The following is a 22,015-nucleotide window of genomic DNA, read 5'->3' on the forward strand; positions in this document are numbered from 1 at the left end:
CCGGCCGCGGGGGGGGCGGGCGCCCGGGCCCGGCGCCCGGCGCGGGGGGCGGCCCGGGGGGCGGGGGGGGGGGGCCCCCCCCCCGGGGGGGGCGGCCCCCGCCCCCGCGCCGCCCCCCCCCCCCCCCCCCCCCCCCCCCGGCGCCGCGGCGGGGGGCCCCGCCCCCGGACCCCGCTCCTCAAACGCCGGAGGGGCTGGAGGTCGCGACGGCCCGGGCCAGCGCGGCCAGGAAGGAAGCCACGGAGCCCGGTCCTGGGAGGACCAGGTCGGCCCGGGCGGCGAGTTCGGGGACCTCCGCCGAGCCGCTGCACACCAGCAGCCCCGGCAGCCCGTCGGCCCTGCGCTTCTCGACGGCCGAGTACGCGGCGAGGTCGCCCAGATCGTCCCCGGCGTAGAGCACCGTCTCGGCGTCCCGCTCCGCCAGGAACTCCGTCAGGGCGACGCCCTTGTCCATGCCCGGGGGCCGCAGCTCCAGTACCGCCCGCCCCGGCTCGACCATCAGCCCGTGCCGGGCGGCCAGCTCGGTCAGGGGCTCCCGCAGCGCCGCGAAGGCCGCCGCCGGGTCCTCGGCGCGCCGGGTGTGGACGGCGAGCGCCCGGCCCTTCTCCTCGATCCAGGTGCCGCGCCAGGCCCCGATCGCGTCCAGGAAGCCGGGCAGTTCGGCCCGCACGGCCGCCACCCCGGGGTGCTCGGCGGGGGCGTGGACGAGGCCGGTCACGGCGTCCCAGCGTTCGGCGCCGTAGTGGCCGAGGACGACGAGGTGTTCCAGTCCGGGCACCCCGGCGAAGCCCCCGTAGCGGACGGCGACGCTCGCGGGCCGCCCGGTGACCACGGCCACCGAGTCCACCTCGGGGGCGAGGGCCGAAAGCGCGGGAACGGCTTCGGGATGTGCCCGGGCCTGGTCCGGGTCCGGGACGATGTCGGCAAGGGTGCCGTCGAAGTCCAGGGCGACCACAGAGCGGCGGGGTGCGCGGAGCAGGGCTTCGAGCCCCTCGCGTCCGGCAGCGCTGACGGGCATCGGCAGGTCGTGCGGATGGCTCCCCATACGCACGACCCTAACGGCCCGGCGGGACGACGGCTACGGCTATCGCCGTGCTCGCTGGGCTTCGCGGATCCTGCGCAGCCGGTTGACGGTGCCCGGGGCGTGGGCCAGTGCCCGCGGGTCGTCCATGAGCGCGTTGAGCAGCTGGTAGTAGCGGACGGGGGACATCCCCAGTCCTTCCCGTATGGCCCGTTCCTTGGCTCCGGGCCCCGGCCAGGTGCGTCCCTCGTACGCGAGCACCGCGGCCTCCGCGGCCGTCAGCTGCCCCTCGTCCGTCATACCGCCAGATTAACGCCGCCGTCCGACAGACGGCGGCGCCGGGTCAGCGCGGGTCCGCCGCGCGGGCCGCGGTGGCGATGTCCTCCAGCACCTTGGCGGGCTGTCCGCCGGGCTGGACGGTCTTGCCGATGTTCTGCTTGATGTCCTCGCTGACGCCCGCCCACGACTTCTTGCCGACCGGGTACAGGCGCGAGCTGGGCAGCGCCGCCAGGAAGGGCCTCAGCTGGAGCGCAGGACCGCTCGTCGCGGCCTGCTTCGCCTGGTAGCCGGTGGTGGTGGCCGGCAGCAGGTCGTACTTCTCGGTGAAGGCCGTCACGTTCTTCGGCTGGTACAGGTAGTCCAGGAACTTGCCGGACTCGGCGCGGTGGCCGTTCTTGAAGGCCATGACCCAGTCCGCGACGCCCATCGCCGGCTGCTGGGAGCCGTCGGACGTCGGCAGCGCGACCATGCCGAACTTCACACCCTTGGCCTCGGCCTGCTTCATCAGCGTCGGGTGCCCGTTGAGCATGCCGACCTCGCCCTTGGTGAAGGCCTCGAAGGCGGCCTGGCGGTCCAGCTTGCCCGGCTCGACGGGGCCGGTGAGGCCCTGGCCGACCATCTTGTCGCGCAGGAACTCCAGCGTCTTGACGTTGTCGGCGGAGTCGATGGCGTAGCCCTCTTCGTTGTCGGTGTAGCCGCCGCCGCCCGCGAGCATCCACATCATCGTCTCGGCCTGCGCCTCCTCGCGGCCCAGGGGCAGCGCGAAGGGGGTGGGCACGCCCGCGCCCTTGAGCTTCTTGGCCGCGGCCTCCAGGTCCGCCCAGCTCTTCGGCTGCCAGCCCTTGGCGTCCTTGCCGATCACGCCGGCGTCGGCGAGGAGCTTCTCGTTGTAGAAGAGCAGCCGGGTGCTGGAGACGAAGGGCATGCCGTACTGGGTCTGCTTGACCTTCCCGGCGTCCGCGAGCGGGGCGAGGAAGTCGGCCTCGGTCTTCACCGAGAGCAGCTCGGCCGTGGAGTACAGCTTGCCGGCGGCGGCGTAGTCGGCGTAGGCGCCGATCTGCGCGATGTCGGGGGCCTTGCCGGCCTTGACCATCTCGGCGACCTTGGCGTCGACCTCTGACCACGAGAAGACGTTGACCTCGACCTTGATGCCGGGGTTGTCCTTGTGGAAGCCGGCGGCCAGGTCTTTCCAGTAGGCCGCCGAGGAGTTCTGCAGATTGTCCCCGTAGTCGGCCGCCACGACCCGCAGGGTCACCTCGTTGTCTCCGGTGAGTCCGCCGACGGCTCCGCAGCCCGTCAGCGTCACGGCGGTCAGGCACAGCGCGGCGCCGGACGCGGCCAGGCTCAGGTAACGGCCCTTCACAGGTATCGATCCACCCCTAGTTGTACGTACGATCCACGTAAGGTCTACACCACTTTGGCGGCTCGTCCACATCGGGCCCCCCACCAGCACGTCCGATTTGTATGGTCACTCAACAATCCCTCCCAATGGACTAGACCTTTCCCCGCCGAGCACGCGAGACTGTCTCTGTGAAACCCGTGAAACACGTCATCGCCCTCGATGTGGGCGGCACCGGGATGAAGGCCGCCCTCGTCGCCGCCGACGGCACCCTGCTGCACGAAGCGCGCCGGGCCACCGGCCGCGAGCGGGGCCCCGACGCCGTCGTCGAGACGATCCAGGACTTCGCCGCCGAGCTCCTCGCCACCGGCCGGGAACGCTTCGGGCGGGCCGCCTCGGCCGCCGGGGTCGCCGTCCCGGGCATCGTCGACGCCGACCACGGGATCGCCGTCTACGCGGCGAACCTCGGCTGGCGCGACGTGCCGCTGCGCGCGCTGCTCACCGCACGCCTCGGCGGCATCCCCGTGGCCCTCGGCCACGACGTGCGCACGGGCGGGCTCGCCGAAGGCCGCATCGGCGCCGGCCGGGGCGCCGACCGCTTCCTCTTCGTGCCGCTCGGCACCGGTATCGCCGGCGCCATCGGCATCGCCGGCCGCATCGAGGCCGGCGCCCACGGGTACGCGGGCGAGATCGGGCACATCGTGGTCCGCCCCGGCGGCCCCGACTGCGGCTGCGGCCAGCGCGGCTGCCTGGAGACCCTCGCCTCCGCGGCCGCCGTCAGCCGCGCATGGGCGGCCGCCTCCGGCGACCCGGCGGCCGACGCCGCCGACTGCGCCAAGGCCGTCGAATCCGGCGACGCGCGCGCCCGGGAGGTCTGGCTGGCCGCCGTCGGAGCCCTCGCCGACGGCCTGGTCACCGCGATCACTCTGCTGGACCCCCGGACGCTGATCATCGGTGGCGGGCTCGCCGAGGCCGGGGAAACCTTGTTCACACCACTACGCAAGGCCGTGGAGGAGCGCGTGACGTTCCAGCGGCTCCCCCACATCGTGCCGGCGGCCCTCGGGGACACCGCCGGCTGCCTGGGCGCAGGGCTGCTCGCCTGGGACCTACTCGCCACGGAGGTACCGGCCTGATGTCCGGAAGCGCACACAGCACTGTTCTCTCCGGCGCCAGGGTGGTGCTGCCCACCGGGACCGTGGCGGGCGGCCGGGTCATCGTCGACGGCGACCGCATCGCCGGCAGCGCACGCGAGGGCGCGCGGATCGTCGACCTGACCGGGCACTGGATCGTCCCCGGCTTCGTCGACATCCACAACCACGGCGGCGGCGGCGCCTCGTTCACCTCCGGCACCGCCGAGGACGTGCTCCAGGGCGTACGCACCCACCGCGCGCACGGCACGACCACCCTGGTCGCCTCCACCGTCACCGGGGACCTGGACGAACTGGCCCGGCGGGCCGGGCTGCTGGCCGAGCTGACGCAAGCGGGCGAGATCGCAGGCATCCACTTCGAGGGGCCGTTCATCAACCCCTGCCGCAAGGGCGCCCACAAGGAGGACCTGCTCCGCGACCCCGACCCGGCCGAGGTCCGCAAGCTCATCGACGCGGCCCACGGCGCAGCCCGCATGTTCACCCTGGCCACCGAACTGCCGGGCGGCCTGGACTCCGTACGACTGCTCGCCGAACACGGGGTCATCGCCGCGATCGGCCACACCGACGCCAGCTACGAGCAGACGCGCGCCGCCATCGACGCGGGCGCGACCGTGGCCACCCACCTCTTCAACGCGATGCCCGCGCTCGCGCACCGCGAACCCGGCCCGATCGCCGCCCTCCTGGAGGACGAGCGGATCACCGTCGAGCTCATCAACGACGGCACCCACCTGCATCCCGCCGCTCTCGAACTGGCCTTCCACCACGCGGGCGCACACCGTGTGGCGCTGATCACCGACGCCATGGACGCGGCCGGCTTCGGCGACGGGACCTACCACCTCGGCCCGCTGGAGGTCGAGGTCAAGGGCGGGGTGGCCCGCCTCGTCGAGGGCGGCTCCATCGCCGGCTCGACGCTCACCCTGGACACCGCCTTCAAGCGCTCGGTGACCCTCGACAAGCTGCCGGTGGAGTCCGTGGTCCAGGCGATCTCCGCCAACCCGGCCAAGCTGATCGGCCTGTACGACGAGATCGGCTCGCTGGAGCCCGGCAAGTACGCGGACCTCGTCGTCCTGGACGCAGCCTTCGACGTCCGGGGCGTCATGCGGCGCGGCGAATGGGTCGTCAGCCCCGGCCCCTGAGGGCGGCCCTGACGGCCAAGCGGCTGGACGAGCGGAGGCGGTCGCCCCGTGGGACTGGGCCGACCGCCTCGCGTTTGGCATGATCCCGGCAGCAACAGACCCGGGAGTGCCCATGATCCTGACCGTGACGCTCAACACCGCACTCGACGTCACGTACCGCGTGCCGCGGCTGCTTCCGCACGCCTCGCACCGGGTCACCACCGTCACCGAACGGCCCGGCGGCAAGGGCCTCAACGTCGCCCGCGTCCTGGCCGCGCTCGGCCACAAGGTGACCGCGACGGGCTTCGCCGGCGGTCCGGTCGGCTCCGTCGTGCAGAACATGCTGGCCATGTCCCCCGGGGTGGTGGACGCGCTGCTGCCCTGCGAGGGCGCCTCGCGCCGCACCGTGGCCGTGGTCGACGAAGCCTCGGGCGACACCACGCAGTTCAACGAGCCGGGCCCGCTCATCACTCCCGCCGAGTGGTCGCGGTTCCTCATGCACTACGAGGAGCTCGTGGCCCGGGTACGAGCGGTGGCCCTGTGCGGCAGCCTCCCGCCGGGCGTACCCGTGGGCGCGTACGCGGTGCTCGTACGGGTGGCCCGCGCGGCCGGCGTCCCCGTACTCCTGGACACCAGCGGCGAGGCCCTGCGGCGCGGGGTCGCCGCACGCCCGGAGATCATCAAGCCGAACGCCGCCGAGCTGGCCGAGCTCACCGGCTCCCGCGACCCGCTCCCGGCGACACGTGACGCCCGCCGCCGCGGAGCGCACGCGGTGGTCACCTCACTGGGCCCGGGCGGCCTGCTGGCCGCCACCGCCGAGGGCACCTGGCAGGCGGCCCCGCCGCGCCCGCTGTCCGGCAACCCCACCGGAGCCGGCGACTCCGCCGTCGCCGGCCTGCTGTCCGCCCTGGCGGAGGGCCTGGACTGGCCGGCCCGCCTCACCCGAGCGGTGGCCCTCTCGGCGGCCACGGTCCTCGCCCCGGTGGCGGGAGAGTTCGACCCCCGCACCTACGAGGAGGTACGGGGGTCGGTGAAGGTCACGCCCGCCTGAGGGCTGCCCTTGGCGGCGGTGGAGCGGATCAGCCCTGTTCCAGCCACAGCTGGTCGAGGACGACGTCGCACTGGTTGCCCGCCTCGCACGAGATCTTGATCGTGTTGGCGCCCTGCTTGAGGTCCACCAGCGAGTAGGTGTTGGTCCACCCCTTGGCCCAGTCGCCCGGGGCGGCCTTGGAGAAGTTCGCCATGTTGACCGGCCGCGTCTGCGCCTCACCGTTGACGGTCAGCGTGGTGTTGGCGTCCTTGCCCGGCACCCCGTAGGTCATCTTCAGCTTGTACTTGCCGGTCTTCGGGACGTCCACCGACCAAGTGGCCGCCGCACCGACCGCGTTGAGCCCGGTCACGTACTGACCGTTCTCGCTCTTCGCACCCGGCAGCGTGTTCTGCAGGTTCGCACCGCCCGTGAGGGACATGCCGCTGCCGCCGAAGTCCGCCTTCGGCAGCTGGACCTGCGTGGGCTTCGTGCTCGGGGTGGGGCTGGCCGGGTTCTGCGGGGCCGCCGACTGCTGGCCGCCGTTCGCGGTGTCCTTGCCCTTGTCCTCGCCCTTGTCCTTGTCGCCGAAGGCGAGGGCCGCGCCGATGCCGATCACCACCGCGCCGACCACCGCGACCGCCGCGATCAGCAGACCGCGCCGGCTGGAGGCGCCGCCGCGGCCGCCGTGCCCGCCCGCATGCCCGATCGTCTGGGTCTGCGCGGCCTGGGGCTGTGGCGGAACGCCGTAGCCGCCCGCCTGGAGCGCCTCGGGGGCCTGGTACTGGGCCTGGTAGCCGGGGGGCTGCTGCGCGGGGCTCTGCTGGTGCGGTACGGGGCCGCGCTGGCCGCCGCCGTTCCTGCGCTCGCCGACCGTCCGCACCTGGTGGTGCGAGGTACGGGGGACACCGGGCTGCGCACCTGGGTGACCGCCGGCCGCCCCGCCCGGGTAGCCGTACCCGCCGCCCGACGTGGGCGGGGCGGCTCCGGCAGACTGGCCGTCCGCGTAGAGATAGCCGAACGGATCATCGTCCTCGGGCGTGTTCGCCCCACCGTGCGGGCCGTTGTTCGCGGGCGTCGTCATCGCAGGTCACTCCTTTCGACCCCCGGGAGCCTACCCCGAACAGGTGCACATACGGGCGACAGACCGTCTCAGCCCGCCCGGCGGTGCGCCTTGGAGCGGGACCTCTTCTCGATGTACATCCGCTGGTCGGCGGAGCGCAGCACCTCGTCCGCCGACATCCCGCAGCTGGCCCAGCCGATGCCGAAACTGGCGCCGACACGCACCGCACGGCCGTCCACGCGGATCGGCGGGATGATCGCGTTGCGCAGCCGGACGGCGAGGTCCGCGGCGTCCGCGGCGCCGAGGCCGTCGGCCAGGACGACGAATTCGTCACCACCCAGCCGGGCGACGGTGTCACCGTCCCTGACGCCCGTCGTCAGCCGCCGGGCGACCTCGATCAGGACCGCGTCGCCCGTGTGGTGCCCGAACCGGTCGTTGATCGACTTGAAGCCGTCGAGGTCGCAGAAGAGCACCGCGAGCCCCTTCGTCCCGTCGTCGACGTCCGTCGCGGGCGCCACCGTGTGGACGTGGTGGTCGTACGGCCCGTCCGTCGGAGCGGTCGGCGCGCCGGGAAAGTCGAAGGGATCACCCCCGCCGTACCGGTCGGGCCCGTCGGGCTGAAAGCCGTGCTCACCGGCACCACCCGCCTCCGCCCGTACCTGGTACCCGTCGTGCCCGACCTGGGCGGCCTGCCCGCCGTGCGCGTCACGCCCCTCGAAGGCCGCGTCCAGGGCCTCGATCGCGCTGGCCCGCGCGGACTGGGGCCTGCGACACAGCCGCGCGCCGAGCCGGGCCCGCAGCTCGGCGCTGTTGGGCAGGCCGGTCAGCGAGTCGTGGCTGGCCCGGTGGGCGAGCTGGAGCTCGTGGCGCTTGCGCTCCTCGATGTCCTCGACGTGCGTGAGCAGGAAGCGCGGCCCGTCGGCGGCGTCCGCCACGACGGAGTTGCGCAGCGAGACCCACACGTACGTGCCGTCCCGGCGGCCCAGGCGCAGCTCGGCGCGGCCGCCCTCGGCGGAGGTGCGCAGCAGGGTGCCGATGTCCTCGGGGTGGACCAGGTCGGAGAAGGAGTAGCGGCGCAGTACGGAGGCGGGGCGGCCGAGCAGCCGGCACAGTGCGTCGTTGGTGCGCAGCAGCCGGCCGTGCTGGTCCCCGCCCATCTCGGCGATGGCCATGCCGCTGGGGGCGTACTCGAAGGCCTGGCGGAACGACTCTTCACTTGCGCGGAGCGCCTGTTGCTCGCGCTCCAGCCGGACGAGGGCGCGCTGCATGTTCGCTCGGAGTCTGGCATTGCTGATCGCAATCGCCGCCTGGAAGGCGTACATCTGGAGCGCTTCACGGCCCCAGGCACCGGGCCGGCGGCCGTTGCGCGGTCTGTCCACCGAAATGACACCCAGAAGTTCCCCGCCGGACGCATACATGGGCGCGTAGAGCCGGTCCTCGGGGTGCCACTCGTCCTCGAAGCGCGGATCGGGGCCGTCGGTGTGCCACTGGGGGACGTCGTCCTCCAGGAGGACCCAGCCCTCCGAGTGCGGGATGAAGCGGAGCCCGTCCCAGCACTCACCCATCGTCAGACGGCGCTCCCACGAGGCGCGGGACCCCACGCGACCTGTGATGAGGGCCTCCGCGGCGGGGTCGCCCGCGAAGGCGGCGACGACCAGATCGCCGTCCGGGCGAACGAGGTTGACACAGGCGAGCTCATAGCCGAGGCCCACGACGATGCCGTCCACGACGGTCTGCAGAGTGTCCGCCAGGCTCCGGGCCGTATTGAGATCGGCCACCACCCGGTGCAGCTGCCGCAGGGTCGCAAGACGGACGTACGGCTCCGACTCGGTCTCCATTGCTCGCTCTCCCCGAGACCTCGACAGCAACTCCAGGTTTGTCATCGGCGTTTCGTTGCGGTGTCCCGTCCACTGAATCACAGTGAGCTGTGCGGCAGGTACACAGGGTCAACAAATCTTGCCCTCTGTGACTCAAGTCACATGAGATGAATAACGGTGCGCGTAGAGGGGGTTCGGGCTGGGAGCGCTCCCCCGCCTTCTCGTGAGCAAACGATACGCCGGAGGCCTAGGCCGAGGGGTGGGGACGCGACTCGGACCAGGGCCCGATGTGCCGTACGGGAGGGCGAGATTAGCGTTTCAACGTGCTGAAGACGACCCCCGTAGCCGCCCCGCCCGACGCGAACCCCCATGCTGAGGGGGTGAGCAATGACGAGTTCCGCGCCGCGATGTCCCGGCTGGCCGCGGGTGTGTGCCTGATCACCGCCCACGAGACCCCGCTGTCGGCCGACGGCCCGCGCGGCGAGGACGTCGGCATGACGGCGACCGCCTTCATGTCCGTGTCCCTGGACCCGCCCCTGGTCCTGGTGAGCCTGCGCGAGGGCTCCCGCATGGACGACCTGCTGGCGGAGCAGCCGCTGTGGGCGGTCTCCGTCCTCGCCGACCACCAGCTCCAGATCGCCGGCCGCTTCGCCATGAAGGGCCGCATCAGCGACCGGCTGCTCTTCGCCGACCTGCCGTACGTACGCGGCGAGGCCTCCGGCGCGCCCCTGCTGAGCGGGGCCCTCGCCACCCTGGAGTGCCGTACGGAGAAGCGCGTCGAGGCGGGCGACCACACCCTGGTGATCGGCCGGGTCCTGACGGCCGCGCTGCCGTCCCCGGACTCCCCGCCGCTGACGTACTTCCGCGGGCGCTACCGTCACCTGACCTGAGCCGGCCCCCGGCCCCGCCCCGGGCGGGTCCCGCCGCGGGGGAGGTTCCGCCGCGGCTACCAGTCCCGGCCGGTGCGGCCCCGCTTGGTCTCGGCCCGCGCCTTCTTCTCCCGCAGCCGCCGCTCGTTGATCCCGCGCGGGATCTTCGTCGGCCGGCGCTGCCTGGGCGGCGGCGCCGTCGCCTCGGCCAGCAGCGAGGCCAGCCGGACCAGCGCCATCTCCCGGTTGCGCAGCTGCGAGCGGTGCTCGGAGGCCCGTACGGTCACCACCCCGCCCACGAGCCGGGACGCGAGGCGCTCCAGCGCCCGCTCCTTCCAGACCTCGGGCAGCGCCTTGGTCGCCGCCAGGTCGAACAGCAGCTCCACGCGCGAGTCCGAGGTGTTCACGTGCTGCCCGCCGGGCCCGGAGGACCGCGAGAAACGCCAGGAGAGCTCCCCCTCGGGGAGCGCGACCGAACCGCGGATGACATAAGGACCAGGCATGCCCCCTATGATCCGTGCCCGCCCGCCCCGCGTCACCCGCATTTGCCGCCGACCGGAATTCACGACGGGAACCCGACAGGCCTCTCGTCGCGTTATAGAGGTCAGCGGTAGTTTGACCGCCTGTACGTGCATGTCGGATGAGGAAAGGGACATTCCCATGGCTGTCAGCCTGTCCAAGGGCGGCAACGTCTCGCTCACGAAGGAGGCCCCGGGCCTCGCTGCCGTCACGGTCGGTCTCGGCTGGGACGTCCGTACCACCACCGGTGTCGACTTCGACCTCGACGCCTCGGCCATCGCCGTCAACGCGACCGGCAAGGTCGTCTCCGACGGCCACTTCGTCTTCTTCAACAACAAGTCCACCCCGGACCAGACCATCGTCCACACCGGTGACAACCGCACCGGCGAGGGCGCGGGCGACGACGAGGCCATCAACGTCAACCTCGCGGGCCTGCCCGCCGACGTCGACAAGATCGTCTTCCCGGTCTCGATCTACGACGCCGAGAGCCGCAGCCAGAACTTCGGCCAGGTCCGCAACGCCTACATCCGCGTCGTGAACCAGGCCGGCGGCGCCGAGATCGCCCGCTACGACCTCTCCGAGGACGCGGCGACCGAGACCGCAATGGTCTTCGGCGAGCTCTACCGCAACGGCGCGGAGTGGAAGTTCCGCGCGGTCGGCCAGGGCTACGCCTCCGGCCTCACCGGCATCGCCCAGGACTTCGGCGTCAACGTCTGAGCCGGCTCCACAGGCCTGCCTGACCCGGCGGATCCGCCCGATCCGCCGGATCCGCCGACCGCCGGTCCGCCGCTGAGCGGACCCGCGGACACCAGCGCGGGGCGAAGCCCCCTCCCGGCCGTCCGGGGAGGGGGCTTCGCTACCGTTCCACAGGTGATCCTCCAACCGCTGGTCCCCGTGGACGGCGCCCTCCCCGGCCCGGTCCTGACCGAGATCGCCGCCCTCTACTCGACCAACCACGCGTTCTTCGAACTCAGCGGCGACTTCCCCGATCCGAACCGCATCACCGTCGAACAGGTCGCGGCCGCCCTCGCCGACGAACTCGCCCACGACAGCGCGGAGATCCTCCTCGCCCGCAGCGCCGGCCGCCTCCTCGGCCTCGCCGCCACCCTGGCCCACAACCCTGCCGCCGCCCCCGGGGACGACGACCCCTGGATCGGCCTGCTGCTCATCGACGCCACCGCGCACCGCGAGGGCCACGGCCGCGCCGTGGCCACCCTGGTCGAGGACCGCTTCCGCGCCGCCGGACGCGCCGGCGTACGGATCGCCGTACTGGACGACCACCCCACGGGCCTCGCCTTCTGGCGCTCCCAGGGTTACTCCCCCGTGCGCCGCGCCAAGGACCGCGAACGGGGCCGCGACTGCACGGTGCTGCGCAAACCACTCGACGCCGCGTAGCGAGGTCCTGCCGCGCCCCCCTGGCCGGCGGACCTACTGCGGGCGGTCCTTGCCGTACAGCCAGACGTCCCAGACCTTCTTCAGGTCGTGGCCCGTCCGCGTCTGCGCGTAGGCGGTGAAGTCGGCGGTACCGGCGTTCCCGTGCCGGTGGTCGGCGGCCCAGCCGCGCAGCAGGGCGAAGAACTTCTCGTCGCCCACCTCCTGCCGGACCCGGTGCAGGACCATCGCGCCGCGCTGGTACACCGGGCTCGCCGAGATGTCCTGCGGCCGGGGCGGGTCGGCCGGCGGGAAGGCGGCCCAGTCGGATCCGGCGGCCTCGTCGACGTCCGTGTCACCGGTCAGGACGGCGTCGAAGTGCTCCTGCGCCGTGGGGCCGCCGTGGTCCTCGTCCCACAGCCACTCGGCGTAGGTCGCGAAGCCCTCGTTGAGCCACATGTCCTTCCAGGTCTTCGGCGACACCGAGTTGCCGAACCACTGGTGGGCCAGCTCGTGCAGCACCAGCGCCTCGTCCTCGGGCGCACCCGGGTACACCGGCTTGGTCTGTGTCTCCAGCGCGTAGTCGAGGGTCCCGGCGGGCAGGACGACCGCGCCCGCCGTACCGAAGGGGTAGGGGCCGAACCGGCGGCCGCCCCATTCCAGCATCTCCGACTGCCGCGCCAGCGAACGCTCGCTCGCGGCCGCCTCCTCCGGCGACACCGCGTTGTAGAGGGCCACCCCGGAGGGCGTACGCCCGGTGGTCACCTTGTACGGGCCGACGACGGCGGTCGCCAGGTAGCTCGCCATCGGCTCCGGGTTGTGCCACGCGAACTGGGTGCGCCCGACGCCGGCTTCGGTCCGGGACTTCAACTCCCCGTTCGACACGGCCTCGTAGCCGTGCGGGACGGTGATCGTGATGTCGTAGGCGGCCTTGTCGCTGGGATGGTGGTTGCCGGGGAACCAGGTCATCGACCCGACCGGCTCTCCCACGCCGACCGCGCCGTCTTCGCCCGCGATCCAGCCCTCCTTGGAGCCGTCCGCGTCCGTGAGGGCCTTCGGCCGCCCGCTGTAGTCGACCTCCGCGCGGAAGACCTGGCCGTTCTTCAGGTCGTCGGCCGGGCGCACGGTCAGCTCGTTGCCGGCCCGGTTGAACCGGGCCCTCTCACCGTCGACGCTCACGTCCTCCACGCGCAGGCCGCTGAGGTCGAGGTTGAAGGAACTGAGCCCCTGATCGGCGCGCGCGGTGATGACGGCCGTGCCGTGCAGCACCCCGTCGGCGGGGTCGTAGTCCAGGTCCAGCGCGTAGTGCTCGACCTGGTAGCCGCCGTTGCCCGCCTTGGGGAAGTACGGATCGCGCAGCCCCGACGCGCCCGGCCGCCCCTGCACCGGGCCCCCCGTGCACGCCGTGGTGACGGCGAGCAGGGCGGCGACGGCAGGGGCGGCGAGGCGGGGAAGCATGCGCTGGTCCACGCACCCGATCCTAAGCGGGCAAACCGCTCTCGCTACTTGCCGAGCGCGTCGACGCCGGCCTTGGCGAACTTCTCGTCCAGGTCGCCGCTCGGGGCGCCGGCCACACCGATGCCGGCGACGGGCGCGCCGTTCGCCTGGACCGGGGTGCCGCCACCGAGGAAGAGGGTGCCGGGGATGTCCTTCAGGTTCGGGGCCTGGGCCAGACGGCCCGCGAGAACCGAGGTCGGGGCGTTCCAGGACACGGCGGTGTACGCCTTGCGCTGCGCCGACTCGTAGGACTGCGGCCCGGCGCCGTCGCCGCGCAGGGTGACGATGGTGTTGCCGTTGCGGTCCACCACCGCGACGGTCACCTTCTGGTTCTCCGCCGCGGCGGCCTTGAGGGCGGCCTGGGCGGCGCGGGTGGCGGCGTCGACGGTCAGGTGGGTCGTCGTGGTGAAGTCCTTGTCGCTCGGGCCGTCCGTCTTCCCCGCGACGGCCGCGGCCCGGGCGGTGGTGGAGGCGGGGGTCGCGCTGGCGCTCACGGCACCGAAGGCTCCGGCGCCCAGGGCGACGGCGAGGGCGGTACCGGTGAGAACGCGGGTGCGGGTGTTCATCTCTGCTCCTGAGAACGGTGACACGCTGACGGCTTCGGGGCGGTCCGGGCCGGTCGGACCGGCTCCTTCACTGCTCCAAGCCTGTCCCCGCACCCCCCGCCACCCCGTCCCCGGACCGGCTCGCCCCGCCCACCGCACCGGCTGACCCAGGGGTCGGCCGATCGGCCGATGCGCATCGCCCCCGGCGCGGTATTTGCTGGTCAGACCCGCACCCCGACGCCATCCCAACCCCGCCGGCACCACCCCGGCCCCGCCGGCGTTCGAGGCGCGGGGGGCCCGGGGGCAGCGCCCCCGCAACGGCGCCGCAACGGTGCGGCAGCCGACAATGGACGCATGCCCCGACCGAGGAGCACCCACCCCGTGACCCCCGCCCCGCCGCGCGACGACACCCGCACACTGGCGACGGTCGCGCACACCGCCTTCTTCCTCCTCCTCGGCGCCTCCGTGGCCCGCTTCCTGCTGCGCCACCCCGGCGAACCCCGCACCCCCTGGGTCCTCGCCCTCAGCATCACCCTGGCCCTGCTCTACGTACTCGGCCCGGCCCTGGGCGCCGCCCCCACCCGCCGCCGCCTCCTCTGGCTCGGCCTGGTCGTCACCACCTGGGTCGTCCTGGTCGTCCTCGCGCCGAGCTTCGCCTGGTGCGCCGTACCCCTCTTCTTCACCGCCCTGCGCACCCTCCCCCCGCGCGCCGCCGTCGTCCTCGTGGCCCTCCTCACCGCCTTCGTCGTGACCGCCCAGCTCCAGTTGTCCCAGTCCTTCGACCCCAACCTGCTCCTCGCCCCGCCCGCCGTCGCCGCACTCGCCACCGCCGTCTTCGTCCACATGGAACGCCAGGCCCAGGCCCAGCGCGCGCTGATCGACGACCTGATCCGGACCCGCCGGGAGCTGGCCGCCACCGAGCGCCGCGAAGGCACCCTCGGGGAACGCCAGCGGCTCTCCATGGAGATCCACGACACCCTCGCCCAGAACCTCTCCAGCCAGCAGATGCTGCTCCAGGCCGCCGACCGCACCTGGGACACCGACCCCGCCACCGCCCGCGGACACGTCCGTACCGCCACCGGCATCGCCGCGCACGGCCTCGCCGAGGCCCGCCGACTGGTCCACGACCTGGCCCCGTCCGAGCTCGCCGACGGCGCCGGCCTCGCCGACGCCCTGCGCGCCCTCGACGCCGGCCCCGACATCGAGGTCCGCTTCCACCTCGAAGGCGCCCCGGCCCCCCTCCCGGACCGCATCCAGTCCGCCCTGCTGCGGATAGCCCAGGGCGCCCTCGCCAACGTCCGGGAGCACTCCGGCGCCCGTACGGCCGCACTCACCCTCAGCTTCCTCGGCGACCAGGTGGTGCTCGACATCGCCGACGACGGCCACGGCTTCACCGAACCCCGCACGGACGCCGACGGGCGCGGACACGGCCTACCGGCGATGCGGGCCCGCGTCCGCCAGCTGGGCGGCACCCTGACCATCGAATCCACGCCGGGCGAGGGCACCGTCCTCTCCGCGGCCATCCCCCTGGAGCCCGCTCCATGACGACGATCCTGCTCTGCGACGACCACGTGGTGGTCCGCGCCGGCCTCCTGGCCCTCCTCGGCAGCGAACCCGACATCGAGGTCCTGGGCGAGGCGGGCAGCGGCGAGGAGGCGGTCGCCCTGGCCGCCAAGCTGCACCCCGACGTGGTCCTCATGGACCTCCAGCTCGGCGAGGGCATCGACGGCGTCGAGGCCACCCGCCGCATCACCGCGCTCCCGCAGCCCCCGCACGTCCTCGTCCTCACCACCTACGACACGGACGCGGACATCACCCGGGCCATCGGCGCGGGCGCCACCGGCTACCTCCTCAAGGCGGAACGCCCCGAGGAGCTCTTCGCCGCGATCCACTCGGCCGCCCAGGGCCGCACCACCCTCTCCGCGCCGGTCGCGAGCCGCGTGATGGCCCACATGCGCGGCAGCCGCCCCACCCTCACCGACCGCGAGCTCGACATCCTCGGACAGCTCGCACGCGGCCTGGGCAACCGCGACATCGCCCGCGCCCTGTTCATCAGCGAGGCCACGGTCAAGACCCACCTGGGGCGCATCTACGACAAGCTCGGCGTCGACACCCGCGCGGGCGCCGTCTCCGTCGCGAAGGAACAACGCCTCCTGCCCTCCTGACGCGCCCCTCCCGGCCCGTCCCTCCCACCGGTCCGGGGTGGGGGCCCCCGGGGACCCGTGACACCATCGGGTACGTGCTCGACATCGGCTACTCCCTCTCCCGGCGCTTCCCCGACCCCCCGCAGACCGACTACCGCTCGGCGGACGTCCACACGCTGCGCCACGACCTGTTCTGCGGGGACGTGTACCTCGCCGACACCAACGCGGACCGCGAAGTGTCCACAGCCTGGGGATGGGTGCCCGTACTGGACTTCGCCTGGGCCCTGTGCGACATCGTCGAGCAGCTCGACCAGGACCCGCGCGGCAGTCGCTCCGCCAAACGCCAGTACGCCGAGATCGACTTCACCGAGTCCACGGACCGCATGCTCTTCGAGCGCCGCTTCGGCTGGGTCGACGTCGAGGCCGACTGGATGCCGGCCGAAGAGGCCCCGCTGACCTTCAGCCACCGGCTGCTGCGCCGTGAAGCCCGCGACTTCCTGCACGACCTGCTCGCGGACCTGATCGACATGCACGACGGCCTCGCCGACAACCCGGCCGTCTGGACCCTCCAGGCCCGCTTCCCCCGCGTCCCGGCGTAGGGCCTGGGGCCCCCTGGAGGGTCTGGGGGCCAGGAGGGTTCGCAGGGCCGAGAGCCGTCCGCCGGACAGGGACTCCCGGAACACCTGTGCCGAGCGCGGGTTCTGCCCGCCTGCCACACGCCGTGCGGGCAGTAGTCGGTGATGCTGTGGTAGAGCGGCTCGTGCTCGGCGAACCAGGCCAGCATGCCCCGCACGTATCCCGGATTGTCGCCGTGCCGGAACAACCCCCGCTCGCAGTGCGCCCCTCCGGACAGCCGGCTGCTCGGCCGCCACAGCCCCGCCCCGGCTACGGCACCACCCGCACCCCCAGCTGGGAAGCGAGCGCCGGGGCCAGATCGAACAGCTGCGCCGGGCTGATCACCGCCCCGGCCAGCGCGTCCACCCCCCGCGCGATCTCCAGGACGGCGGCCTCCCGCAGATCCACGTCCGCCATCCGGACCCCGCTGAAGTCCACACCGCGCAGCGCGCAGTCCCGGAACTCCACCCGCTCCAACACCGCGCCCCCGAAGTCCGGCTCCACGAGCACGCACCCCTCGAAGACCACGTCCTTCAACCGGGCCTTCCGCAGGTTCAGATAGTCGATCTTGCCGCCCCGGACCACCACCCGCTCCAGCCCGGCCCCGTGCAGCTGCACCCCGCCCAGGCGGGCGTCCACCAGCTCCACGTCCCGCAGCGACGCCCCCGACAGGTCGGTCCCCACCCCCCGGACCCCCTCCAGCACCGAATCCAGGAGCCGCGCCTTGGCCAGCCCCGCCTCGTCCAGCGTGCACCGCCGCAGCGCGCAGTCCATGAACCGGGCCCCGATCCCCTCCTGCCCCGCCAGGTCCAGGTCCGCGAACTCCAGCCCGTCGTAGTCCCCGTCCGGCTCCAGCTCCGGCCCCTCCCAGCGCGCCAGGTCCGGCAGCCGCAGCTCCGGCCTCCGCGCCGCCTTCACCGACTGCTGCCGCACGTTTCGCACCATGCCTCCATCGTGACCGACCGCACTGACAGCGGCCCGCGCTCTTGACCTCAACCGAAGTCGAGGTCGCAGCCTGAACCCATGCCCACGACCATGAACGCCGTCCGCCTGCACGCCTTCGGCCCCGCCGAGAACCTCACCTACGAGCGCACCGCCCGCCCCGCCCCCGCCGCCGGCCAGGTCCGCATCGCCGTCGCCGCCGCCGGGGTGCACCTCCTCGACACCAGCCTCCGCCGCGGCGTCCAGGGCCCGCCCGCCCCGCTCCCCGCACTGCCCACCGTCCCCGGCCGGGAAGTCGCCGGCACCGTCGACGCCCTCGGAGCCGGCACCGACCCCGCCTGGCTCGGCCGCGACGTCGTCGTCCACCTCGGCTTCGCCCCCGGCGGCTACGCCGAGTACGCCGTCGCCGACGCCCGCCGGCTGCACCCCGTACCGGACGGCCTCGACCCCGCCCAGGCCGTCGCCATGATCGGCACCGGCCGCACCACCCTCGGGATCCTCCAGTTCGCCGACCTCGGACCCGGCTCCGTCGCCCTCGTCCCCGCCGCCGCGGGCGGCATCGGCACCCTGCTCGTCCAGTACGCGAAGAACGCCGGCGCCACCGTGATCGCCCTCGCCGGCGGACCCGCCAAGACCGCCCGGGCCGCCGCGAACGGCGCCGACCTCGCCCTCGACCACACCGACCCCGGCTGGGCCGACGCCGTCCGCGCCCACCACCCCGGCGGAGCGAGCGTCCTCTTCGACTCCGTCGGCGGCAACACCGCCCGCACCGCCCTCGGCCTGCTCGCCCCCGGCGCCCTGCACCTGGTCTTCGGCTGGTCCGGCGGCCCCCTCGACCTCACCGACACCGAACGCGCCGATCTCACCGCCCGTGGCATCACCACCCAGGGCGTACTCGGCTCCGCCATGCTCCAGCGGGCCGGTGGCGACGACCCCCTGCGCCTCCTGGAAACCCGCGCCCTCGCCGAAGCCGCCGCCGGCCGGCTCCGGCCCGCCCTGAGCCGCTACCCACTCGCCGAAGCCGCCGCCGCCCACCGCGACCTGGAGAACCGCGCCACCACCGGCAAGGTCGTCCTGGAACCGTGACCCCGACGGGGCGAGGGGCGGCTCGAACACGGCACGCTCCGGCACGGACAGCCGGCTCAACCACACTGCACACCAAGCCAGTTGTGGCTCCGTCTCTCTCGCCGCTACGCCGCGCCGAGGGCGGCCAGCGCCCCGCCGGTCAGCCGGTACACCGACCACTCCTCCTGCGGCCGCGCGCCCAGGGCCTCGTAGAAGGCGATCGTCGGCGCGTTCCACTTCAGCACCGACCACTCCAGCCGCTCGTAGCCGCGCTCGACGCACGTACGCGCCAGCTCCGCCAGCAGCGCCTTGCCGTGCCCGCCCCCGCGCACGCCCGGCCGTACGTACAGGTCCTCCAGATAGATGCCGTGCTCCCCGCGCCACGTCGAGAACGAGAGGAACCACACCGCGAACCCGACGACCTCCCCGTCCGCGGTCTCCGCCACATGCGCGAACACCGCCGGACGCTGCCCGAAGAGGGCCTCCCGCAACTGCTCCTCGGTGGCCCGCGCCTCGTGCGGCACCTTCTCGTACTCGGCCAGCTCACGGATCATCGCGTGGATGACGGGGACATCGGCCACTTCAGCACTTCGGATCATGCCCGCAGCCTAAGCACCAGTCCGCGACCGCCGACTGGCCCCCACAGGCAGCCCGCCCGGGCAGCGCGGCGACGAACGTAGGCCCTGCGGGCTTGCTCGGCGGTGTCCGGGTGCCCTGCGGTCTCGGCGGTGTCCAGCGCGGGGCTGTCGGTACACGGGTGGGGGGCGGTGCCCCGTACGAGCGTCTCCTCGGCTCGGCGCGCGCGGGCATCTCTCGGCCGTACCCGGTGGTCGCGCCTCGTCCTCGCGGGGACCCTCCTACGTGTCCCCACCCCACCGCCGGCTCCGGCAGCGACCCGGGATCCCGCTACGTGGTGAAGGGGAGGGGGGACGTGGCGGGGTGTCCCCGCAGGACGAGCGCGCAACCACCGGGTACAGCCGCGATGGCCCGCACGCGCCGAGCCGAGGAGACACCCCGCCACGGCACCCCGCACCGACCAGACCCACCCGGCTCCGCCGAAGCACGCCACACACCACCGAGCCGCCCCCAGGGCAACCGGAGCGACCGGGCCGACCCCGCCGAGCCGAAGCACGCCGCACACCGCCGAGCCGCTCGCAGAGCTGCCCGCATCCGGCGCGAGCAGCACACCGCCGAGCCGCCCGCAGGGCAAAGCGCACCCCGCACCGCCCGGACCGACCCCGCTCCGCCGAAGCACCCGGACACCGCCGAGCCGGCCCGCAGGGCAATGGCCCCCCGGGAGGGAAAGGGTGTAGCAACTCCCCCATGACGATCAACGGCGGCATTTCCTTCTGGTACGCGACCGACCCCGGCATCCCGACCGTCCCGCCCACCCCACCCCGCACGCCCCTCACCGCACACACCACCGCCGACGTCGTCATCGTCGGCGGCGGCTACACCGGCCTGTGGACCGCCTACTACCTGAAGCAGGCCGCCCCCGACCTGCGCGTCACCGTCCTGGAGCAGAAGTTCTGCGGTTTCGGCGCCTCCGGCCGCAACGGCGGCTGGCTCTACAACGGCATCGCAGGCCGCGACCGCTACGCCGCCCTCCACGGCCGGCCGGCCGCCGCGCGCCTCCAGCAGGCCATGAACGAGACCGTCACCGAGGTCATGGACGTCGCCGCCAAGGAGGGCATCGACGCCGACATCCATCGCGGAGGCGTCCTCGAAGTCGCCCGCACCCCCGCCCAGCTCGGCCGCCTCAAGGCCTTCCACGCCGCCGAGATCGCCTTCGGCGAGACCGACCGCGAGCTCCACGACGCCGCCGCCACCCGCGCCCGCATCGACATCGCCGACGCCGTCGGCTCCAGCTGGAGCCCGCACGGCGCCCGCGTCCACCCCCTCAAGCTGGTCAGGGGCCTGGCCGCGGCCTGCGAACGCCTCGGCGTGGTGATCCACGAGTCGACCCCGGTCACGGAGATCTCCGCGGGCAAGGCGGTGACGCCCTACGGCACCGCCCGCGCCCCGCACGTCCTGCGCTGCACGGAAGGCTTCACCGCCGCCCTCAAGGGCCAGAAGCGGTCGTGGCTCCCGATGAACTCCTCGATGATCGCGACCGCCCCGCTGCCCGCCGAGACCTGGGCCCAGCTCGGCTGGTCGGGCCGGGAGGTCCTGGGCGACATGGCCCACGCGTACATGTACGCGCAGCGCACCGCCGACGACCGGATCGCGATCGGCGGGCGCGGGGTCCCGTACCGCTTCGGCTCGCGCACCGACAACGACGGCCGTACCCAGCCGGCCACCGTCGACTCCCTCCGCGACCTCCTCTTCTCCTTCTTCCCGACACTCACCGGCACGGAGATCACCCACGCCTGGTCGGGCGTCCTCGGCGTCCCCCGCGACTGGTGCGCCACCGTCACCCTGGACCGCAGCACGGGCGTGGGATGGGCGGGCGGCTACGTCGGCTCGGGCGTCGCGACCTCCAACCTGGCCGCCCGCACCCTGCGCGACCTGGTCCTCGGTGAGTCCACGGGGCTGACCGCCCTGCCGTGGGTGAACCACCGCGTCCGTCGCTGGGAGCCGGAGCCCTTCCGCTGGCTCGGCGTACGGGCCCTGTACGCCGCCTACCGCGAGGCGGACCGCCGCGAAACCGCCACCCACACCCCGACGACCGCGCGCCTGGCCCGTCTGGCCGACCGCATCTCGGGCCGCCACTGAAGCCCCGCTCCACAACGCCGGAAGGCCCCGGGCGTCAACCCGGGGCCTTCCGCTTCTGGAGCCCCCTGTCGGATTCGAACCGACGACCTACGCATTACAAGTGCGTTGCTCTGGCCGGACTGAGCTAAGGAGGCACTGCACACCCGCGTGTACTGCGAGCGAAGCCGCCATCACTCTACACAGCGCGAGAATCCCCCTGCCATCACATTCGTCAGCCCTCCACGGGGTACCCCGTCGACGCCACCGCCGCCGCCACGGCGACCGGGTCCGCCTCCGGGTTCAGGGCCTTGATCACCTCGGCCGTGAGGGGGCGCATGGCGTAGACGTGGCGGACGGCGTCCAGGTCCATGGACCGCTCGTGGTAGTCCTCGGCGAAGTCGCGGTAGGCCTCCGGCGTGCCCGCCGCGAGCACCTCGAAGAGGTCCTGGGCCCCGTCGCCGAAGCCACCGGGGCCGTCGGGGATCTCCACCGGCCCCGTGTGCCACCCCTCGTCCGTCGCCTGTCGCCAGAACACGACCGTGACGCGCGGGACGGGGCCTTCGCCGTCGTCGTCGCAGAACGCCGGCTCCGTCACGTACGGGTGGAAGACCTCGGGCACGGCCTCCACCAGTCCCGGCCAGACCTCCACGTCCTCGCCGCCCCACGGGCTCATCCCGGATTCGTGGGCGAAGCCGCGCGCGTACGCGCCCGCCGCCGAGAAGACGATGGCGTAGTCGTCGCCCGAGCCGTTGTCCATGAGGGCGGCGCCTTCCGTCTCGGACCAGTCGGGGGCGTAGGCGAAGAACTGGTCCCGGGTGTCCATCACCGTCTCCAGCACGGCCAGGGCCAGGAACCGGTCCCGCAGGGTCTCGATGTCGGGGAGGACCGGGAGGATCTCGTACACGCTCATGGGCGCATGGAAGCAGGTCGCGCTGACAATCCCAC

The 22,015-nt window shown here is 73.4% G+C and carries 22 protein-coding genes and 1 tRNA gene; 11 read left to right on the forward strand and 12 right to left on the reverse strand.

Translation table 11 applies throughout. The features are described 5' to 3' along the window. Positions 1–178 precede the first annotated feature (178 nt). From otsB to ACZ3X1_RS32800, 3 genes are read right to left on the reverse strand one after another with little or no spacing between them, the layout of a single operon-like run. Positions 179–1,045, reverse strand: coding sequence for a trehalose-phosphatase (gene otsB / locus ACZ3X1_RS32790; RefSeq protein ID WP_390078831.1), 867 nt, complete (start codon positions 1,043–1,045; stop codon positions 179–181). 39 nt (positions 1,046–1,084) lie between these two features. Continuing rightward, on the reverse strand, positions 1,085–1,321 hold the full coding sequence (locus ACZ3X1_RS32795; RefSeq protein ID WP_356815305.1) for a DUF3263 domain-containing protein: 237 nt from the start codon (positions 1,319–1,321) through the stop codon (positions 1,085–1,087). A gap of 43 nt (positions 1,322–1,364) precedes the next feature. Next, the gene (locus ACZ3X1_RS32800; protein ID WP_356815304.1) at positions 1,365–2,663 is read right to left on the reverse strand and encodes an extracellular solute-binding protein; all 1,299 of its coding nucleotides are present in this window, start codon (positions 2,661–2,663) and stop codon (positions 1,365–1,367) included. A 176-nt stretch (positions 2,664–2,839) separates the two neighbouring features. Between ACZ3X1_RS32800 and ACZ3X1_RS32805 the strand changes: the two genes are divergently transcribed. From ACZ3X1_RS32805 to ACZ3X1_RS32815, 3 genes are all read left to right on the forward strand, one after another. Beyond that, positions 2,840–3,772 carry an ROK family protein gene (locus tag ACZ3X1_RS32805; protein ID WP_356815309.1) on the forward strand — a complete coding sequence of 311 codons (933 nt, stop codon included), beginning with the start codon at positions 2,840–2,842 and terminating at the stop codon, positions 3,770–3,772. Next, positions 3,772–4,923 carry an N-acetylglucosamine-6-phosphate deacetylase gene (gene nagA / locus ACZ3X1_RS32810; RefSeq protein WP_362633684.1) on the forward strand — a complete coding sequence of 384 codons (1,152 nt, stop codon included), beginning with the start codon at positions 3,772–3,774 and terminating at the stop codon, positions 4,921–4,923. Before ACZ3X1_RS32805 ends, nagA begins: the two co-directional genes overlap by 1 nt. A gap of 112 nt (positions 4,924–5,035) precedes the next feature. Then, complete coding sequence (locus ACZ3X1_RS32815) at positions 5,036–5,953, forward strand: 1-phosphofructokinase family hexose kinase (RefSeq protein ID WP_467282593.1); 918 nt, start codon at positions 5,036–5,038, stop codon at positions 5,951–5,953. A 28-nt stretch (positions 5,954–5,981) separates the two neighbouring features. Here the strand turns inward: ACZ3X1_RS32815 and ACZ3X1_RS32820 are convergent, their stop codons facing one another. Continuing rightward, entirely contained in the window at positions 5,982–7,013 is a 1,032-nt protein-coding gene (locus ACZ3X1_RS32820; protein WP_467282595.1) for a CBM35 domain-containing protein, read from the reverse strand. A gap of 68 nt (positions 7,014–7,081) precedes the next feature. After that, complete coding sequence (gene cdgB, locus ACZ3X1_RS32825; RefSeq protein WP_356815300.1) at positions 7,082–8,830, reverse strand: diguanylate cyclase CdgB; 1,749 nt, start codon at positions 8,828–8,830, stop codon at positions 7,082–7,084. Between the two features lie 302 nt (positions 8,831–9,132). On the opposite strand from cdgB, the gene ACZ3X1_RS32830 reads away from it, so the two are divergent. Next, positions 9,133–9,699, forward strand: a complete 567-nt coding sequence (locus tag ACZ3X1_RS32830; protein ID WP_362633675.1) for a flavin reductase family protein — start codon at positions 9,133–9,135, stop codon at positions 9,697–9,699. A 56-nt stretch (positions 9,700–9,755) separates the two neighbouring features. Here the strand turns inward: ACZ3X1_RS32830 and arfB are convergent, their stop codons facing one another. Continuing rightward, positions 9,756–10,181 (reverse strand): alternative ribosome rescue aminoacyl-tRNA hydrolase ArfB, encoded by a 426-nt coding sequence (gene arfB, locus ACZ3X1_RS32835; RefSeq protein WP_356815298.1) that lies wholly within the window; start codon positions 10,179–10,181, stop codon positions 9,756–9,758. 157 nt (positions 10,182–10,338) lie between these two features. On the opposite strand from arfB, the gene ACZ3X1_RS32840 reads away from it, so the two are divergent. Continuing rightward, the gene (locus ACZ3X1_RS32840; protein WP_030031143.1) at positions 10,339–10,914 is read left to right on the forward strand and encodes a TerD family protein; all 576 of its coding nucleotides are present in this window, start codon (positions 10,339–10,341) and stop codon (positions 10,912–10,914) included. 153 nt (positions 10,915–11,067) lie between these two features. Next, a complete protein-coding gene (locus ACZ3X1_RS32845; protein ID WP_467282598.1) occupies positions 11,068–11,592 on the forward strand; it encodes a GNAT family N-acetyltransferase in 525 nt (174 codons plus the stop codon). A gap of 33 nt (positions 11,593–11,625) precedes the next feature. Here the strand turns inward: ACZ3X1_RS32845 and ACZ3X1_RS32850 are convergent, their stop codons facing one another. Then, the gene (locus ACZ3X1_RS32850) at positions 11,626–13,026 is read right to left on the reverse strand and encodes a M1 family metallopeptidase (RefSeq protein ID WP_467282707.1); all 1,401 of its coding nucleotides are present in this window, start codon (positions 13,024–13,026) and stop codon (positions 11,626–11,628) included. A gap of 44 nt (positions 13,027–13,070) precedes the next feature. Continuing rightward, on the reverse strand, positions 13,071–13,631 hold the full coding sequence (locus ACZ3X1_RS32855; RefSeq protein ID WP_356815296.1) for a GlcG/HbpS family heme-binding protein: 561 nt from the start codon (positions 13,629–13,631) through the stop codon (positions 13,071–13,073). A gap of 333 nt (positions 13,632–13,964) precedes the next feature. Here ACZ3X1_RS32855 and ACZ3X1_RS32860 point away from each other — a divergent pair, with 333 nt between their 5' ends. From ACZ3X1_RS32860 to ACZ3X1_RS32870, 3 genes are all read left to right on the forward strand, one after another. Beyond that, positions 13,965–15,155: a sensor histidine kinase gene (locus tag ACZ3X1_RS32860; protein WP_467282600.1), complete on the forward strand. Its 1,191-nt coding sequence runs from the start codon at positions 13,965–13,967 to the stop codon at positions 15,153–15,155. Beyond that, positions 15,152–15,775: a response regulator gene (locus tag ACZ3X1_RS32865; RefSeq protein ID WP_030031022.1), complete on the forward strand. Its 624-nt coding sequence runs from the start codon at positions 15,152–15,154 to the stop codon at positions 15,773–15,775. The genes ACZ3X1_RS32860 and ACZ3X1_RS32865 overlap by 4 nt, the downstream gene beginning before the upstream one ends. Positions 15,776–15,849: 74 nt before the next feature. Continuing rightward, positions 15,850–16,353, forward strand: coding sequence for a hypothetical protein (locus ACZ3X1_RS32870; RefSeq protein WP_356815293.1), 504 nt, complete (start codon positions 15,850–15,852; stop codon positions 16,351–16,353). Between the two features lie 286 nt (positions 16,354–16,639). Here the strand turns inward: ACZ3X1_RS32870 and ACZ3X1_RS32875 are convergent, their stop codons facing one another. Further along, positions 16,640–17,314 (reverse strand): pentapeptide repeat-containing protein, encoded by a 675-nt coding sequence (locus ACZ3X1_RS32875; protein ID WP_467282603.1) that lies wholly within the window; start codon positions 17,312–17,314, stop codon positions 16,640–16,642. 90 nt (positions 17,315–17,404) lie between these two features. Between ACZ3X1_RS32875 and ACZ3X1_RS32880 the strand changes: the two genes are divergently transcribed. Continuing rightward, on the forward strand, positions 17,405–18,397 hold the full coding sequence (locus ACZ3X1_RS32880) for a zinc-binding dehydrogenase (RefSeq protein ID WP_356815307.1): 993 nt from the start codon (positions 17,405–17,407) through the stop codon (positions 18,395–18,397). 104 nt (positions 18,398–18,501) lie between these two features. Here the strand turns inward: ACZ3X1_RS32880 and ACZ3X1_RS32885 are convergent, their stop codons facing one another. Further along, complete coding sequence (locus ACZ3X1_RS32885; RefSeq protein ID WP_356815291.1) at positions 18,502–18,975, reverse strand: GNAT family N-acetyltransferase; 474 nt, start codon at positions 18,973–18,975, stop codon at positions 18,502–18,504. Positions 18,976–19,699: 724 nt separating this feature from the next. On the opposite strand from ACZ3X1_RS32885, the gene ACZ3X1_RS32890 reads away from it, so the two are divergent. Next, positions 19,700–21,091, forward strand: coding sequence for an NAD(P)/FAD-dependent oxidoreductase (locus ACZ3X1_RS32890; RefSeq protein WP_467282605.1), 1,392 nt, complete (start codon positions 19,700–19,702; stop codon positions 21,089–21,091). A 56-nt stretch (positions 21,092–21,147) separates the two neighbouring features. Here ACZ3X1_RS32890 and ACZ3X1_RS32895 read toward each other — a convergent pair. Together ACZ3X1_RS32895 and ACZ3X1_RS32900 are read right to left on the reverse strand one after the other, a co-directional pair. Further along, positions 21,148–21,225: transfer RNA gene (locus tag ACZ3X1_RS32895), tRNA-Thr, on the reverse strand. Positions 21,226–21,302: 77 nt separating this feature from the next. After that, on the reverse strand, positions 21,303–21,980 hold the full coding sequence (locus ACZ3X1_RS32900; RefSeq protein WP_467282607.1) for a hypothetical protein: 678 nt from the start codon (positions 21,978–21,980) through the stop codon (positions 21,303–21,305). Between the last annotated feature and the right edge of the window lie 35 nt (positions 21,981–22,015).

Source organism: Streptomyces sp. NPDC023541, assembly GCF_055559995.1.

Excerpts from the sequence above, each read along its gene's own strand:
- ACZ3X1_RS32840 (WP_030031143.1), top strand. The coding sequence starts at position 10,339 with ATGGCTGTCAGCCTGTCCAAGGGCGGCAACGTCTCGCTCACGAAGGAG.
- ACZ3X1_RS32795 (WP_356815305.1), bottom strand. The coding sequence starts at position 1,321 with ATGACGGACGAGGGGCAGCTGACGGCCGCGGAGGCCGCGGTGCTCGCG.
- ACZ3X1_RS32900 (WP_467282607.1), bottom strand. The coding sequence starts at position 21,980 with ATGAGCGTGTACGAGATCCTCCCGGTCCTCCCCGACATCGAGACCCTG.
- otsB (WP_390078831.1), bottom strand. The coding sequence starts at position 1,045 with ATGGGGAGCCATCCGCACGACCTGCCGATGCCCGTCAGCGCTGCCGGA.
- cdgB (WP_356815300.1), bottom strand. The coding sequence starts at position 8,830 with ATGGAGACCGAGTCGGAGCCGTACGTCCGTCTTGCGACCCTGCGGCAG.
- nagA (WP_362633684.1), top strand. The coding sequence starts at position 3,772 with ATGTCCGGAAGCGCACACAGCACTGTTCTCTCCGGCGCCAGGGTGGTG.
- ACZ3X1_RS32875 (WP_467282603.1), bottom strand. The coding sequence starts at position 17,314 with ATGGTGCGAAACGTGCGGCAGCAGTCGGTGAAGGCGGCGCGGAGGCCG.
- ACZ3X1_RS32850 (WP_467282707.1), bottom strand. The coding sequence starts at position 13,026 with ATGCTTCCCCGCCTCGCCGCCCCTGCCGTCGCCGCCCTGCTCGCCGTC.
- ACZ3X1_RS32885 (WP_356815291.1), bottom strand. The coding sequence starts at position 18,975 with ATGATCCGAAGTGCTGAAGTGGCCGATGTCCCCGTCATCCACGCGATG.
- ACZ3X1_RS32860 (WP_467282600.1), top strand. The coding sequence starts at position 13,965 with ATGCCCCGACCGAGGAGCACCCACCCCGTGACCCCCGCCCCGCCGCGC.
- ACZ3X1_RS32815 (WP_467282593.1), top strand. The coding sequence starts at position 5,036 with ATGATCCTGACCGTGACGCTCAACACCGCACTCGACGTCACGTACCGC.
- ACZ3X1_RS32880 (WP_356815307.1), top strand. The coding sequence starts at position 17,405 with ATGAACGCCGTCCGCCTGCACGCCTTCGGCCCCGCCGAGAACCTCACC.
- ACZ3X1_RS32865 (WP_030031022.1), top strand. The coding sequence starts at position 15,152 with ATGACGACGATCCTGCTCTGCGACGACCACGTGGTGGTCCGCGCCGGC.
- arfB (WP_356815298.1), bottom strand. The coding sequence starts at position 10,181 with ATGCCTGGTCCTTATGTCATCCGCGGTTCGGTCGCGCTCCCCGAGGGG.
- ACZ3X1_RS32890 (WP_467282605.1), top strand. The coding sequence starts at position 19,700 with ATGACGATCAACGGCGGCATTTCCTTCTGGTACGCGACCGACCCCGGC.
- ACZ3X1_RS32820 (WP_467282595.1), bottom strand. The coding sequence starts at position 7,013 with ATGACGACGCCCGCGAACAACGGCCCGCACGGTGGGGCGAACACGCCC.
- ACZ3X1_RS32855 (WP_356815296.1), bottom strand. The coding sequence starts at position 13,631 with ATGAACACCCGCACCCGCGTTCTCACCGGTACCGCCCTCGCCGTCGCC.